Raw genomic sequence first — 15,093 nt, forward strand, 5'->3', positions numbered from 1 at the left:
GGTTAGCCCGGGTAGTCGCGTTTTGGGTGGCCAGTGTACAGCTGGCGTGGACGACCAATGCGGTAATCGCTGCTGATCATCTCGTTCCAGTGTGCAATCCAGCCTGGGGTACGGCCGGTGGCGAAGATTACTGTGAACATCTCGGTTGGGATGCCAATCGCTTTCAGGATGATGCCAGAGTAGAAATCTACGTTCGGGTACAGGCCACGCTTCACGAAGTATTCGTCTTCGGTTGCGATTTTCTCCAGCTTCATGGCGATTTTCAGCAGTGGATCATCTTCCATACCCAGTTCAGCCAGAACTTCATCACAGGTCTGTTTCATAACCTTGGCGCGTGGATCGAAGTTCTTGTAAACGCGGTGACCGAAGCCCATCAGACGGAATGGATCTTCTTTATCTTTCGCTTTGGCGATGAACTTATCGATGTTGGACTCGTCACCGATTTCAGTCAGCATGTTCAGTACAGCTTCGTTGGCGCCACCGTGAGCAGGGCCCCACAGTGCCGCGATGCCGGATGCGATACAGGCGAATGGGTTGGCACCGGTAGAACCGGCCAGACGTACAGTAGAAGTCGAGGCATTCTGTTCATGGTCGGCGTGCAGCAGGAAGATGCGGTCCATAGCCTTGGCCAGAACAGGGCTGATTTTCTTCTCGTCACACGGAGTGTTGAACATCATGTGCAGGAAGTTTTCGGAGTAGCTCAGTTCATTACGTGGGTACATGAATGGCTGACCGATGGAATATTTGTAAACCATAGCTGCCAAAGTTGGCATTTTCGCAATCAGACGGTGCGCAGAAACTTCGCGGTGGTGCTGATCATGGATGTCCAGTGAGTCATGGTAGAAGGCTGACAGGGCGCCAACAACACCACACATTACCGCCATCGGGTGAGCGTCGCGGCGGAAACCATTGAAGAAGTGGCTCAGCTGCTCGTGCACCATAGTGTGGTTCTTAATGGTATTAACGAAGGTTTCTTTTTCCTGCGCGTTTGGCAGTTCGCCGTGCAGCAGCAGATAGCAGGTTTCTAAATAATCAGATTTTTCCGCCAGTTGATCGATCGGGTAGCCACGGTGCAGCAGAACACCGGCAGCGCCGTCGATATAGGTAATTTTTGACTCAGTTGCGGCGGTCGACATGAAACCCGGATCGTAGGTAAACAGGCCTTTGCCAGAGAGGCTGCGAACGTCGACAACATCAGGTCCCATAGAGCCTTCGTAAACCGGAAGTTCCAGAGTTTCTTCTATGCCGTCAACTTTCAGTGTTGCTTTTTTGTCAGCCATGGATAGGCCTCCTGCTGTTCAAAATTTAGCCTTAAATATAAGGCGGACCTAAAAAGAAAGGGCACAACTATAGGTTCTGAACTCCGTTTGTCAATTACCCAGCGGTCGAGCAGCCATAAGCAGCCGCGTCTAGTATAGTCCTGCTGCGGTAATGTCACCTGATCTGCTGCATTTGTGTACTGCCTGTGCGATAGCGGCGCAGACTGTTTGTAAATCAACGGGTGGGTGACTATAATTTGTCGCGACCTGAAACTTGTGCAAATCTTGTACAAGGAATCAGGTATCTTCTTGAGCCTGCGCTTAACGCCTGCTTCGTGCGGAGCTGTTAAGCCCATATGAGAGTGTAAGAGCCGTGAATAGCAATAGACCTACAAATTTAGATCTGACTACTATTGAGCTCCCACTTCCCGGCAAAGCCTCCATCATTCATCGTATCTCCGGTTTTATTCTGTTCTTCGCTGTGGCTTTTATGCTGTGCGCGCTGGCGGCATCCCTGGAGTCAGCAGAAAGCTTTGCTGAACTGAAATCGGTGTTTGATAACGGTTTGGTTAAATTCATCACCTGGGGCATTTTGTCTGCATTGGGTTACCACTTGGTAGCGGGTGTTAAGCACCTGTTGATGGATATGGGAATTGGTGAAACCAAAGAAGGCGGTCGTACCGGTGCCATCATTACCTTGGTATGTGGCGTGATCGTAATCATTCTGGCGGGAGTTTGGGTATGGTAACAAGTGTCACCAATTTGGGCCGCAGTGGTCTGTACGACTGGGTTGTTCAGCGCGTTACCGCTGTTATCCTGGCGCTCTACACTCTGTTCCTGCTGGGCTTTGTGATTGCCTCTCCGGATATGCAATACGGACAATGGCAGGGCCTGTTTGCCTGCATCTGGATGAAAGTATTCAGTCTGGCCGCCCTGATCTCAATCTGTGCACATGCCTGGGTAGGTATGTGGACCATTTCAACTGACTATCTCAAAGCCGCCGCAATCCGTTTTGCGTTCCAGCTGGTATGCGCAGGATTCCTGTTCGTTTACCTGGTTTGGGGTATCGACATTCTCTGGAGTGTGTAAGTCATGTCTAAAATCAGAACCATGTCCTTCGATGCTATCGTAATCGGTGGTGGTGGCGCGGGTATGCGTGCTGCGCTGCAGTTGACCGAAGCCGGCATCAAGACCGCATGTGTGACCAAGGTTTTCCCAACCCGTTCGCACACTGTTTCAGCGCAGGGTGGTATCACCTGTGCGATTGCGTCAGCGGATCCTAATGATGATTGGCGCTGGCACATGTATGACACCGTTAAAGGTTCAGACTATATCGGTGATCAGGATGCTATTGAATATATGTGTTCAGTAGGTCCGCAGGCTGTTTTCGAACTGGAGCATATGGGTCTGCCATTCTCCCGTACTGAAGAAGGCCGTATTTATCAGCGCCCGTTCGGTGGCCAGTCCAAAGGTCCGGATAACCCGACTCAGGCAGCCCGTACCTGTGCGGCGGCTGACCGTACCGGTCACGCTCTGTTGCATGCTCTGTATCAGGGTAACCTGAAGGGCGGTACTACCTTCCTTAATGAATGGTATGCCGTTGATCTGGTGAAAAATGCCAAAGGTCAGGTTGCTGGTGTTATCGCGATTGATATCGAAAGCGGTGAAACCCTGTATCTGAAAGCCAAGGCAACTGTTCTTGCTACCGGCGGTGCCGGTCGTATTTATCAGTCCACAACCAATGCTCTGATCAATACCGGTGACGGTGTTGGTATGGCAATCCGTGCCGGTGTGCCGATGCAGGATATGGAAATGTGGCAGTTCCACCCAACCGGTATTGCCGGCGCGGGCGTTCTGGTAACAGAAGGCTGTCGTGGTGAGGGTGGCTACCTGGTAAACAAAGACGGTGAGCGCTTCATGGAGCGTTATGCCCCTAACGCCAAAGACCTTGCAGGTCGTGACGTTGTTGCCCGTTCTATGGTTCTGGAAATTCTGGAAGGCCGTGGTTGTGGTGAAGACGGTGATCATGTGTTCCTGAAGCTGGATCATCTGGGTGAAGAAACCCTGAATGCCAAGCTGCCAGGTATTCTTGAACTGTCCCGTACCTTTGCACATGCTGACCCGGTAAAAGAGCCGATTCCGGTTGTTCCAACCTGTCACTATATGATGGGCGGTATTCCAACCAATATCGGTGGTCAGGCATTGACCCAGGACGAAAACGGCAACGATGTTGTTGTTGAAGGTCTGTATGCTGCCGGCGAAATCGCTTGTGTATCCGTGCATGGTGCCAACCGTCTGGGTGGTAACTCACTGCTTGACCTGGTGGTATTCGGTCGTGCTGTGGGTTTGCAGGTTGAGAAGAGCTTTAAGGATGGCTTTGAGGCAGTTGATGCTTCTGAAGAGGATATCGAACGTGCCATGGCCCGTCTGAATCGTCTGAATAACTCGACTACCGGTGAGTCTGTGGCTGCTGTTCGTGCAGATCTGCAGAAAACCATGCAGCTGTACTTCGGTGTATTCCGTGAAGGCCCAAGCATGGAAAAAGGTCTGGCGATGCTCGACGAAATTGGTGAGCGCGTTAAGAACACCATGCTCGAAGATAAGAGCGGTCCATTCAACACTGCCCGTATCGAAGCGCTGGAACTGGATAACCTGTTCGAGACCGCTTACGCCACAGCAGTTGCTGCAATTGAGCGTAAAGAGTCACGTGGTGCTCATGCCCGTAACGACTTTACTGAACGTGACGATGAGAACTGGCTGTGCCACTCATTGTACTTCCCGCAAACCAAGACCATCGGCAAGCGTGCTGTGAACTTTGCTCCTAAAACTGTGGCAGCGTTCCCTCCGAAAGTCCGTACTTATTAATAGGGGAGTATTGAAATGTTAGTGAGTGTATATCGCTACAATCCGGAGAAAGATCAGGCTCCTTACATGCAGGATTACGAAATTAACGTACCTGGCAATAAGGACGTGATGATTCTGGATGTGCTGGCTCTGGTTAAAGAGCAGGACCCGACTCTGGCTTACCGCCGCTCATGCCGTGAAGGTGTGTGTGGTTCTGATGGTATGAACATCAACGGTAAAAACGGTCTGGCTTGTATCACACCGATTTCTGAAGCAACCAAAGGCAAAATGGATAAGCTGGTGCTGCGTCCTCTGCCAGGTATGCCAGTGATCCGTGACCTGGTCATCGACATGGCGCTGTTCTACAAGCAGTACGAAAAGATCAAGCCTTACCTGGTGAACAACACACCAGCTCCGGCTATCGAACGTTTGCAGAGCCCTGAAGAGCGTGAAAAACTGGATGGTCTGTACGAGTGTATTCTCTGTGCATGCTGTTCTACTTCCTGCCCGTCTTTCTGGTGGAATCCGGACAAATTCGTTGGTCCGGCAGGTCTGTTGCAGGCTTACCGCTTCCTGGCGGACAGTCGCGATACCATGACACAGGAACGATTGGCGGAATTGAGTGATCCATTCAGCGTATTCCGTTGCCGTGGCATCATGAATTGTGTCAATGTGTGCCCGAAAGGATTGAATCCAACGCGCGCCATTGGGCATATCCGTAATATGCTGTTATCCCAGCAATTATAGGAAAAGCACCACTGACGACCGGTGGTATTAGACGTAAGTGGGCTGGACACACAGCCCGCTTACGTTGACAATTTTTCAAAAATAGACCTCACAAAGTTCTATTTTTAACTAAGCTGAATTTTTAGTTGAGGGAGCGGGGAATCCCCGGTTCACCTCAGAGGCCTTGCGATCTATCCGGTCGGCCCTCTATCCTGCCTAGCGCTAGAGTCGGTGCGTACACTCTGTGGGTGATTTCCCTCGTTTATTCAAAAACAGGGTGGTCGTACATGCACGAGCAGACAATGGAGCAACTTTGGAGCACCTCTCAATTAGCGGGAGGTAATGTTGCTTATATGGAGGAGCTCTTCGAAACCTACCTCAGAGACCCCAATGAGGTTCCCGAAGAGTGGCGCAATTATTTTGATCAGTTACCACGCGTCGACGAAAACACTTCCGTAGATACTCCCCATAAGCCCATTCGGGAACAGTTTCTTCTTCTTTCCAAAAATCAGCGTCGTTCCCGTCCTGTATCCCAGGGAGCTGTCAGCTCTGATCATGAACGTAAGCAGGTTCAGGTATTGCAGTTAATCAATGCCTACCGCGGTCGTGGTCATCAGCATGCCAAGCTGGATCCGCTCGATCTGATGGAACGTCAGAAAGTCCCGGATCTTGATCTTGCATTTCATGGTTTATCCCGGGCCGATCTGGATACTGTTTTCCAGACCGGCTCTTTGTTTATTGGTCAGGATGAAGCCTCGCTGAATGATATTCTTGCGGCGCTGGATATGACCTATTGCGGTACCGTCGGTGCCGAATATATGCACATCGTGAACACCGCAGAACAGCGCTGGTTTCAGCAACGACTGGAAAGTGTTCGCGCCCATCCTAAATTCGGCAGTGAAGTTAAACTCCATCTGCTCGAGCGTTTAACGGCTGCCGAAGGTCTGGAAAAATATCTGGGTTCCCGTTATCCGGGGGTTAAGCGTTTTGGTCTGGAAGGTGGTGAAAGTCTTATTCCGCTGATGGACGAACTGATCCAGCGCAGTGGTACCTACGGCGCCAAAGAAATTGTTATCGGTATGGCACACCGTGGCCGACTGAATACGCTGATTAATACCCTGGGTAAAAAGACTTCCGATCTGTTTGATGAATTCGACGGTAAGGTGCATTACGAATCCCACGGTGACGTGAAGTATCACCAGGGCTTCTCATCCAACGTAATGACATCCGGTGGTGAAGTTCACCTCGCGCTTGCTTTCAACCCATCTCACCTGGAGATTGTTTCTCCGGTGGTTGAAGGTTCGGTACGTGCCCGTCAGGATCGTCGTAATGATCAGACCGGTGAAAAAGTTGTTCCGGTTATTATGCACGGTGACTCCGCGTTTGCAGGTCAGGGTGTGGTGATGGAAACCTTCCAGATGTCACAGACCCGCGCTTACAAAACCGGCGGCACCATTCATATTGTGATTAACAACCAGGTTGGTTTCACCACGTCCAAGCGCGAAGACGTTCGCTCGACCGAATACTGCACCGATGTTGCCAAAATTGTTGAAGCGCCGATTCTGCATGTTAATGGCGATGATCCGGAAGCCGTATTGTTCGTTACTCAGCTGGCCGTTGATTACCGCAATGAATTCAAGAAAGACGTGGTGATTGACCTCGTGTGTTACCGCCGTCGTGGTCATAACGAAGCGGATGAACCGTCCGGCACTCAGCCTTTGATGTATGCAAAAATCAAAGCGCAGAAGACCACCCGTGAACTCTATTCCGATAAGCTGATTGCCGCAGGCGTTCTGACCGCAGAAAGCAGTAAAGAGCTGGAAGAGGACTACCGTAAGGCGCTGGATAACGGTCATCACGTTGCCAAGAGTCTGGTAAAAGAGCCGAATACCGAACTGTTCGTTGACTGGACTCCGTACCTCGGACATGAGTGGACCGCGCGTGCGGATACCCGCTTTGATCTGAAACAGCTGCAGGAACTGGCGAATAAACTGCTGGAAGTACCGGAAGGTTTCTCGGTGCAGCGTCAGGTCGGCAAAATTCTTGAAGACCGTGGTCGTATGGCTGCGGGCGCTATGCCAATTAACTGGGGCTTTGCGGAAACCATGGCTTATGCAACCTTGTTGCATGAAGGTCATCAGATCCGTATCACTGGTCAGGACGTAGGGCGTGGAACCTTCTCTCACCGTCATGCGGTTCTGCATAACCAGAAAGACGGCTCCAGCTACATTCCGCTTAAGCATGTTAAAGAAGGACAGCCAGCCTTTGATCTGTACGACTCTCTGTTGTCAGAAGAGGCGGTACTGGCGTTTGAATATGGCTACGCCACGACCACTCCGGGAGCACTGGTTATCTGGGAAGCCCAGTTCGGTGATTTCGCCAACGGTGCGCAGGTCGTATTCGACCAGTTTATTTCTTCCGGTGAACACAAGTGGGGTCGCCTGTGCGGTCTGACTATGCTGCTGCCGCATGGCTATGAAGGTCAGGGACCAGAGCACTCTTCAGCCCGTCTGGAGCGTTATCTGCAGCTCTGTGCTGAACACAACGTACAGATCTGTGTGCCGTCCACCCCGGCTCAGGTTTACCACATGTTGCGTCGTCAGGTGATTCGTCCGCTGCGTAAGCCGCTGGTGGTTATGTCACCGAAGAGTCTGCTGCGTCATAAACTGGCTATCAGTACTCTGGAAGAGCTGGCAGGCGGTCGCTTCTACACAGTGATTGATGAGGTTGATGAGCTGGAAGCAGCGGCAGTACGCCGGGTGCTTCTGTGTTCAGGTAAGGTTTATTACGACCTGCTGGAACGTCGCCGTGCGGAAGAGATTAAGGATGTTGCCATTGTTCGTATAGAACAGTTGTATCCGTTCCCGGCCAAGCAGCTTGCCAAAGTGCTGTCTAAATACAGCAATGTCGAAGAAGTTGTCTGGACTCAGGAAGAGCCAATGAACATGGGCGCCTGGTACAGCAGTCAGCACCATATGCGCCGTGCGTTGTCGCAGCTGAATCCGGATCTGCATTTGCAGTATGCCGGCCGTGCCGCTTCCGCTTCTCCGGCTGCAGGCTATATGGCACTGCACCTTGAACAGCAAGAAAAATTAATTCGTGACGCTCTGGGACTCCAGGGCTAGGTAACCGCAGGAATATTAAGGAAAACATAATGAGCATTGAAATTAAGGCACCCACTTTTCCTGAGTCTGTCGCTGACGGCACGGTTGCTACCTGGCATAAGAAGCCTGGTGAACCTGTGCAGCGTGATGAGCTGTTGGTGGATATTGAAACCGATAAAGTCGTGCTGGAGGTTGTTGCTCCGGCAGATGGCACACTGAAAAATGTGCTCAAAGAAGAGGGTGATGTTGTACTGAGTGACGAAGTTCTTGCGGTCTTCGTTGCTGGTGAAGTTGCGGCTGCTCCTGCGGCAGAAGCTTCAGCACCTGCGGCAGCTGAGCCTGCTGCTGCCGGCGACGTAATTATGAGCCCTGCGGCCCGTAAAATTGCGGAAGAAAACGGCGTAGCTGCTTCGGCGATTGCCGCGACCGGTAAAGATGGTCGTGTGACCAAAGAAGATGTGGTTAACCATCTGAAGTCGGCTCCGAAATCAGCACCAGCGGCGGCTCCGGCCAAAGCGGCTGCACCAGCGGCCAAAGCTCCGGTGATTCCGGAAGGCGACCGTATTGAGAAGCGCGTGCCTATGACCCGTCTGCGTGCCACTATTGCCCGCCGCCTGGTTGAAGCACAACAGAATGCCGCAATGCTGACGACCTATAACGAAGTCAACATGAAGCCGGTTATGGATCTGCGTGCCAAGTACAAAGATCAGTTTGAGAAAGTACACGGCGTTAAACTGGGCTTTATGTCGTTCTTTGTGAAGGCGGCAACAGAAGCACTGAAACGCTTCCCGGCAGTGAATGCCTCTATTGATGGTAATGACATGGTTTACCATGGCTATCAGGATATCGGTGTTGCGGTTTCTACCGAGCGTGGTCTGGTTGTACCTATTCTGCGTGATACCGATGGCATGGGTCTGGCTGAAATTGAAAGCACCATCGGCGATTACGCCGGCCGTGCCCGTGACGGCAAGCTGGGCATTGATGAAATGCAGGGCGGTACTTTCACTATTACCAATGGCGGTACTTTCGGTTCTCTGATGTCCACACCAATTCTGAATCCACCGCAAACGGCCATTATGGGCATGCACAAGATTCAGGAACGCCCGATGGCTGTGAACGGTCAGGTTGTGATTCTGCCAATGATGTACCTCGCACTGTCATACGATCACCGTATGATCGATGGTAAAGAGGCTGTGCAGTTCCTGGTGGCGATCAAAGATCTTCTGGAAGATCCTGCCCGTCTGCTGTTAGACATTTAATCGGATAGTTAAGGAAATAAAGATGAGTAAGAAGTTTGATGTCGTCGTTATCGGTGGTGGTCCTGCCGGTTATGTCGCAGCTATCCGTTGTGCACAACTGGGCCTGAACACTGCCTGTATCGATAAATGGCTGAGCAAAGATGGTAAGGCTGTGTTTGGCGGAACCTGCCTGAATGTGGGCTGTATTCCTTCCAAAGCCTTGCTGGATACTTCGCACAAGTACGAAGACGCCAAAGAGAAACTGTCTCTGCATGGCATCAGCGTTGGCGAAGTCAATATCGATATCGCCGCGATGCTGAAGCGCAAAGATCAGATCGTTAAAAACCTGACTATGGGTGTTGCGACGCTGTTCAAAGCCAATGGTGTAACGCCATTTGAAGGCACCGGTAAATTGCTGGCTGGTAAAAAGGTCGAATTTACCAGTCACGCCGGAACTGCTGAAATCCTCGAAGCTGAGCATGTGATCATTGCCACAGGTTCTGTGCCGGTGAATATTCCGCCAGCACCACTGACCGAAGGCGTTATTGTCGATTCCACCGGCGCGCTGGAATTCAGCGAAGTGCCAAAACGTCTGGGCGTTATTGGCGCAGGTGTCATTGGTCTGGAGCTGGGCAGTGTCTGGGGCCGTCTGGGTGCGGAAGTGGTTGTACTGGAAGCGCAGGACAAATTCCTGCATCTGGTTGACCAGACCGTTGCCAAAGAAGCGCAGAAACTGTTCACCAAACAGGGTATGACCATTCGTCTGGGTGCCCGTGTCACCGGTACTGAGGTAAAAGGTAAGCAGGTAACTGTGACCTATCAGGATGCCGAAGGTGAGAAGAAAGAAGTCTTCGACAAGCTGATCGTTGCGGTTGGTCGTCGTCCTTACACCGAAGGCCTGATGAGTGGCGACTGCGGTGTGAATATGGACGAGCGTGGTTTCATTCACGTCGACGAAACCTGCAGCACTGATGCTCCTGGCGTTTGGGCTGTTGGTGATGTGGTGCGTGGTCCTATGCTGGCACACAAAGCATCTGAGGAAGGTGTGATGGTTGCCGAGCGTATCGCCGGTCATAAAGCACAGCTGAATTACGATGTGATTCCTTCTGTCATTTACACCCACCCGGAAATTGCCTGGGTTGGTAAAACAGAAGAGCAAATTAAAGCAGATGGTGAACCATACAACGTTGGTATGTTCCCGTTTGCAGCTAATGGCCGTGCAATGGCCGCTGCGGATACCGATGGTTTTGTGAAAATCATCGCCCATGCAGAAACTGACCGTATTCTTGGTGCCAGTGTGATTGGCCCGAATGCCGGTGATCTGTGTCAGCAGATTGTTGTGGCAATGGAGTTTGGTTCAAGCGCTGAAGATGTGGGCATGATGGTGTTTGCACACCCAACCGTTTCTGAAGCGGTGCATGAAGCAGCTTTGGCCGTTAACAATAATGCGATTCACAAAGCGAATCGTAAGACCAAAGCGAAAAAGTAATACGTTGGCCCGGAGTTCCGGGCCTCGCTTTATGGCCGGGCGAGAGTGCTGAATAAGTACTGCCGACACGATTGGCTGCCCGGTTAACACAGGCTGTTGGGTAACCCCCGACTCAATAAGAGAAACAGGACGAAAGCGATGAACCTTCACGAATATCAGGGTAAACAGCTTTTTGCTCAGTATGGTCTGCCAGTATCGAAAGGTGTGGCAGCCAAAACTGCAGAAGAAGCTGCAGCAGCGGCCGACACCATTGGCGGTGACCGCTGGGTTGTTAAAGCTCAGGTACATGCCGGTGGCCGTGGTAAGGCCGGTGGTGTGAAGCTGGTTTCTTCCAAAGAAGAAATCTCTGAGTTTGCCAACAAGTGGCTGGGTAAAAACCTGGTAACTTACCAGACTGATGAAAAGGGTCAGCCGGTCAGCCGTATTCTGGTTGAGAGCTGCACCGATATCGCTCAGGAACTGTATCTGGGTGCGGTCGTCGACCGTTCTTCACGCCGTGTGGTATTTATGGCCTCAACTGAGGGCGGTGTGGAAATTGAAAAGGTAGCGGAAGAAACTCCGGAAAAAATTCTGAAAGCCACGATTGATCCACTGGTAGGCGCGCAGCCATATCAGGGTCGTGAACTGGCATTCCAGCTGGGTCTGAAAGGTGATCAGGTGAAGCAGTTCACCAATATCTTCCTGGGCCTGGCCAAACTGTTTGTTGATAAAGATCTGGCGCTGCTGGAAATCAACCCGCTGGTTATCACCACCGAAGGCAATCTGCACTGCCTGGATGCCAAGATCAACATCGACAGCAACGCGGTTTACCGTCATAAAGATCTGCAGGAAATGCATGATCCTTCCCAGGAAGATGCACGTGAAGCTCACGCTGCTGAGTGGGAACTGAACTACGTAGCACTGGATGGCAACATCGGCTGCATGGTGAACGGTGCCGGTCTGGCGATGGGTACTATGGATATCGTGAAACTGCACGGTGGTCAGCCAGCTAACTTCCTCGACGTAGGTGGCGGTGCAACCAAAGAACGTGTGGTTGAAGCATTCAAAATCATTCTGTCTGACGAAAAAGTAAAAGCCGTATTCATCAATATTTTTGGTGGTATCGTGCGTTGCGACATGATTGCTGAAGGCGTGATCGGCGCTGTAAAAGAAGTCGGTGTTAAGGTTCCTGTGGTTGTTCGCCTGCAAGGTAACAACGCTGAAGTGGGCGCCAAGGTTCTGACTGAAAGCGGCCTGAACATTATCGCGGATACCGACCTGACTGGCGCAGCCCAGAAAGTGGTCGCAGCTGCAGCTGGCAATTAAGGGGTAATCATGAGCATTTTAATCAATAAAGACACCAAAGTGATCTGCCAGGGCTTTACCGGTGCTCAGGGTACTTTCCACTCTGAACAGGCGATTGCATACGGCACCAAAATGGTTGGTGGTGTAACTCCGGGTAAAGGTGGCACTGAACACCTGGGTCTGCCGGTATTCAATACCGTTAAAGACGCGGTTGCTGCAACCGGTGCTGAAGCTTCTGTTATTTACGTACCAGCTCCTTTCTGTAAAGACTCTATCCTTGAAGCCGCTAATGCCGGCATCAAGCTGATCGTTTGTATTACTGAAGGTATTCCTACACTGGATATGCTGGATGCGAAAGTTAAGTGTGACGAGCTGGGCGTTCGCCTGATCGGACCTAACTGTCCGGGTGTTATCACTCCGGGAGAATGTAAGATCGGTATTATGCCGGGTCACATCCACCTGCCAGGTAAAGTCGGTATTGTTTCCCGTTCCGGTACTCTGACCTATGAAGCGGTTAAGCAGACCACTGATTACGGCTTTGGCCAGTCTACCTGTGTTGGTATTGGTGGCGACCCGATTCCGGGCTCCAACTTTATCGACATCCTGAAAATGTTCCAGGAAGATCCGGCAACTGAAGCCATCGTCATGATCGGTGAAATCGGCGGTACTGCAGAAGAGGAAGCAGCGGCTTTCATTAAAGCTAATGTGACCAAGCCTGTTGTTTCTTACATCGCGGGTGTTACTGCACCTCCGGGTAAGCGTATGGGTCATGCCGGCGCGATCATCTCCGGTGGTAAAGGTACTGCGGCCGATAAATTTGCGGCACTGCAGGACGCTGGTGTTGCTACCTGCCAGAGTCTGGCCGATATCGGTAAGACGCTGAAAGAAGTAACCGGCTGGTAAGTGTTACCGCTATAAAAAAGAACCCGCTGCGGCGGGTTTTTTTGTGCCTGACTACCAGTGCGCATGAAGGTTCGGGCCGGTGCCGGCTAGACCTTGGTGTTATGACCCTTGGTCGAATAGTCGCGGTAACCACACATCCCCTAAGGTGTATTCATTCACACAGGAGGAATTTTTTATGGGTTACCAACAGGAATATCAGGCTTCGATCGAACAGCCTGAAGCCTTCTGGCAAAAACAGTCACAACGGATTCAGTGGTTTAAAGAACCCAAGGCCATTCTCAGCAAAGATGAACATGGTATTGATCGCTGGTTTGCTGACGGACAGCTCAATACCGCCTATCTGGCGCTGGATTATCACGTTCTGCAGGGACGTGGAGACCAGCTTGCTCTTATCTATGATTCCCCTGTGACCGGAAATAAACGTACCTATACTTACAGCCAGCTGACCGAAGCCGTCGCGCGCTGTGCCGGTATGCTGGTCAGCCAGGGCGTTGGTAAAGGCGATTGCGTGATCGTGTATATGCCGATGATTCCGGAGGCTGCGATCGCCATGCTGGCCTGTGCCCGCATTGGTGCTGTGCATTCGGTGGTATTTGGTGGCTTTGCTCCGAATGAGCTGGCAGTGCGGATTGATGATGCCGTACCTAAGGTCATTATGTCAGCGTCCTGTGGTATCGAAGTCGACCGTATTATTGAATACAAACCGATCCTGGATGCTGCCATTGATATGGCGGCGCATAAGCCTGAGCGCTGTGTCATTTTTCAGCGTGAACAACAGCGCTGTGAGCTGACCGCAGGGCGTGATATTGACTGGCAACAGGCCGTGGCTGCCGCTCAGCCTGCTGATTGCACGCCGGTGTCGGCGCTTGATCCTCTGTACATTCTTTATACCTCCGGTACCACCGGAAAGCCTAAGGGAGTTGTGCGCGACAATGGTGGTCATGCGGTGGCTATGAGTTACAGCATGAGTGTTGTTTACGATATGCATCCGGGGGATGTGTTCTGGGCCGCTTCCGATGTCGGCTGGGTGGTTGGCCATTCTTATATTGTTTATGCGCCGTTAATTGCAGGCTGCACTACGGTCTTTTATGAAGGCAAGCCGGTACGTACACCGGATGCCGGTGCTTTCTGGCGGGTGTGTGCCGAGTACGGTGTCAAAGGATTGTTTGCTGCACCTACAGCGTTCCGCGCGATCCGCAAAGAAGATCCGCAATGCCTGCAGGCGGAAAAATACGACCTCAGTAAGCTTACAACCATTTTTATGGCCGGTGAGCGTTTAGATCCTCCGACTTATGAGTGGGTGGATCAGCATATTAAACGTCCGATTGTGGATCACTGGTGGCAGACCGAAACCGGCTGGGCGATTGCCGGTAATCATATGGGGCTTGAACCAGCCAAAGTGAAAGCGGGTTCTGTTACACGCCCGTCACCCGGATTTAATGTGCAGATTTTAGATCCGAAGGGGCGTCCGGTTGCTGCCAATGAGCAGGGCAGTATTGCGATCAAATTGCCATTGCCGCCCGGATGCCTGCCGACTATCTGGGGCAATCACGAGCGTTTTGTCGCCGGTTATCTGGGTACTTACAAAGGGTATTACATTACCGGTGATGGCGGTTATCTGGATGATGATAACTATCTGTTTGTACTTGGGCGTACTGACGACATCATCAATGTTGCCGGTCATCGTCTGTCGACCGGTGAAATGGAAGAAGTGGTTGCCGGGCATGCGGCGGTCGCTGAATGTGCGGTCATCGGCCGTCACAGTGATCTTAAAGGTGAAGAGCCTCTGGGGCTGGTGCTGCTGAAAGACGGTGTTGATATTGATGAAGAAACGCTGAAGCTTGAGCTGGTGCAGCGCGTCCGTGACCGGATTGGTGCGGTGGCCAGTTTCCGTGATGCGGTTGTGGTGCAGCGTTTGCCTAAAACCCGTTCCGGCAAAATTTTGCGTAAAGTACTGCGCAATATCGCTAATAACGAGGAATACCAGACACCGTCAACCATCGATGATCCGGCCTGTCTGGGAGAGATTGAACAGATTCTTCTGAAAAAAGGACTGCGGCCGGAGAACTAATGTCAGGTCGCTCAGTCATAGAATGAGCAGGCGAAAGCCAGTTTGCTCTCTCTCTGATTATTATGGTGTTTACCGGGCCGATTCCAGCCCGGTTTTTTTTGCCCGCTGTTTGTGCCCGTTTCCTTCGTTCTGTCCTTGTGCCGTTATTACGTGCGGCTTCCTCTCGGCGATATCC

Annotated in this window: 11 protein-coding genes; 10 read left to right on the forward strand and 1 reads right to left on the reverse strand. The window is 51.6% G+C overall.

Annotated features, from left to right (window positions below):
* Positions 1–2 precede the first annotated feature (2 nt).
* The gene (gltA, locus tag HUF18_RS09210) at positions 3–1,280 is read right to left on the reverse strand and encodes a citrate synthase (protein WP_145468902.1); all 1,278 of its coding nucleotides are present in this window, start codon (positions 1,278–1,280) and stop codon (positions 3–5) included.
* 352 nt (positions 1,281–1,632) lie between these two features.
* Here gltA and sdhC point away from each other — a divergent pair, with 352 nt between their 5' ends.
* From sdhC to HUF18_RS09260, 10 genes are all read left to right on the forward strand, one after another.
* Positions 1,633–2,007 carry a succinate dehydrogenase, cytochrome b556 subunit gene (gene sdhC, locus HUF18_RS09215; RefSeq protein WP_145468901.1) on the forward strand — a complete coding sequence of 125 codons (375 nt, stop codon included), beginning with the start codon at positions 1,633–1,635 and terminating at the stop codon, positions 2,005–2,007.
* On the forward strand, positions 2,001–2,348 hold the full coding sequence (gene sdhD, locus HUF18_RS09220) for a succinate dehydrogenase, hydrophobic membrane anchor protein (RefSeq protein WP_225691980.1): 348 nt from the start codon (positions 2,001–2,003) through the stop codon (positions 2,346–2,348). Before sdhC ends, sdhD begins: the two co-directional genes overlap by 7 nt.
* A gap of 3 nt (positions 2,349–2,351) precedes the next feature.
* The gene (gene sdhA / locus HUF18_RS09225) at positions 2,352–4,124 is read left to right on the forward strand and encodes a succinate dehydrogenase flavoprotein subunit (RefSeq protein WP_145468899.1); all 1,773 of its coding nucleotides are present in this window, start codon (positions 2,352–2,354) and stop codon (positions 4,122–4,124) included.
* 15 nt (positions 4,125–4,139) lie between these two features.
* On the forward strand, positions 4,140–4,850 hold the full coding sequence (locus tag HUF18_RS09230) for a succinate dehydrogenase iron-sulfur subunit (protein ID WP_145468898.1): 711 nt from the start codon (positions 4,140–4,142) through the stop codon (positions 4,848–4,850).
* 266 nt (positions 4,851–5,116) lie between these two features.
* Positions 5,117–7,954 (forward strand): 2-oxoglutarate dehydrogenase E1 component, encoded by a 2,838-nt coding sequence (locus HUF18_RS09235; protein WP_225691981.1) that lies wholly within the window; start codon positions 5,117–5,119, stop codon positions 7,952–7,954.
* A 29-nt stretch (positions 7,955–7,983) separates the two neighbouring features.
* Positions 7,984–9,192 carry a 2-oxoglutarate dehydrogenase complex dihydrolipoyllysine-residue succinyltransferase gene (gene odhB, locus HUF18_RS09240; RefSeq protein ID WP_145468896.1) on the forward strand — a complete coding sequence of 403 codons (1,209 nt, stop codon included), beginning with the start codon at positions 7,984–7,986 and terminating at the stop codon, positions 9,190–9,192.
* A gap of 22 nt (positions 9,193–9,214) precedes the next feature.
* Positions 9,215–10,660 carry a dihydrolipoyl dehydrogenase gene (gene lpdA / locus HUF18_RS09245; protein ID WP_225691982.1) on the forward strand — a complete coding sequence of 482 codons (1,446 nt, stop codon included), beginning with the start codon at positions 9,215–9,217 and terminating at the stop codon, positions 10,658–10,660.
* A 138-nt stretch (positions 10,661–10,798) separates the two neighbouring features.
* Entirely contained in the window at positions 10,799–11,965 is a 1,167-nt protein-coding gene (gene sucC, locus HUF18_RS09250) for an ADP-forming succinate--CoA ligase subunit beta (RefSeq protein ID WP_225691983.1), read from the forward strand.
* A gap of 9 nt (positions 11,966–11,974) precedes the next feature.
* Complete coding sequence (gene sucD / locus HUF18_RS09255; protein WP_225691984.1) at positions 11,975–12,847, forward strand: succinate--CoA ligase subunit alpha; 873 nt, start codon at positions 11,975–11,977, stop codon at positions 12,845–12,847.
* Positions 12,848–13,022: 175 nt separating this feature from the next.
* Positions 13,023–14,918 (forward strand): propionyl-CoA synthetase, encoded by a 1,896-nt coding sequence (locus HUF18_RS09260; RefSeq protein ID WP_225691985.1) that lies wholly within the window; start codon positions 13,023–13,025, stop codon positions 14,916–14,918.
* Positions 14,919–15,093: the final 175 nt, after the last annotated feature.

It is taken from the genome of Thalassolituus sp. ST750PaO-4 (assembly GCF_020320405.1).
Taxonomy (GTDB): Bacteria; Pseudomonadota; Gammaproteobacteria; order Pseudomonadales; family Oceanobacteraceae; genus Venatoribacter; species Venatoribacter alkanivorans.

Bases quoted from the DNA above. Each gene is read 5' to 3' on its own strand.
- gltA (WP_145468902.1), bottom strand. From the start codon at position 1,280: ATGGCTGACAAAAAAGCAACACTGAAAGTTGACGGCATAGAAGAAACT.
- sdhD (WP_225691980.1), top strand. From the start codon at position 2,001: ATGGTAACAAGTGTCACCAATTTGGGCCGCAGTGGTCTGTACGACTGG.
- sdhA (WP_145468899.1), top strand. From the start codon at position 2,352: ATGTCTAAAATCAGAACCATGTCCTTCGATGCTATCGTAATCGGTGGT.
- HUF18_RS09230 (WP_145468898.1), top strand. From the start codon at position 4,140: ATGTTAGTGAGTGTATATCGCTACAATCCGGAGAAAGATCAGGCTCCT.
- HUF18_RS09235 (WP_225691981.1), top strand. From the start codon at position 5,117: ATGCACGAGCAGACAATGGAGCAACTTTGGAGCACCTCTCAATTAGCG.
- odhB (WP_145468896.1), top strand. From the start codon at position 7,984: ATGAGCATTGAAATTAAGGCACCCACTTTTCCTGAGTCTGTCGCTGAC.
- lpdA (WP_225691982.1), top strand. From the start codon at position 9,215: ATGAGTAAGAAGTTTGATGTCGTCGTTATCGGTGGTGGTCCTGCCGGT.
- sucC (WP_225691983.1), top strand. From the start codon at position 10,799: ATGAACCTTCACGAATATCAGGGTAAACAGCTTTTTGCTCAGTATGGT.
- sucD (WP_225691984.1), top strand. From the start codon at position 11,975: ATGAGCATTTTAATCAATAAAGACACCAAAGTGATCTGCCAGGGCTTT.
- HUF18_RS09260 (WP_225691985.1), top strand. From the start codon at position 13,023: ATGGGTTACCAACAGGAATATCAGGCTTCGATCGAACAGCCTGAAGCC.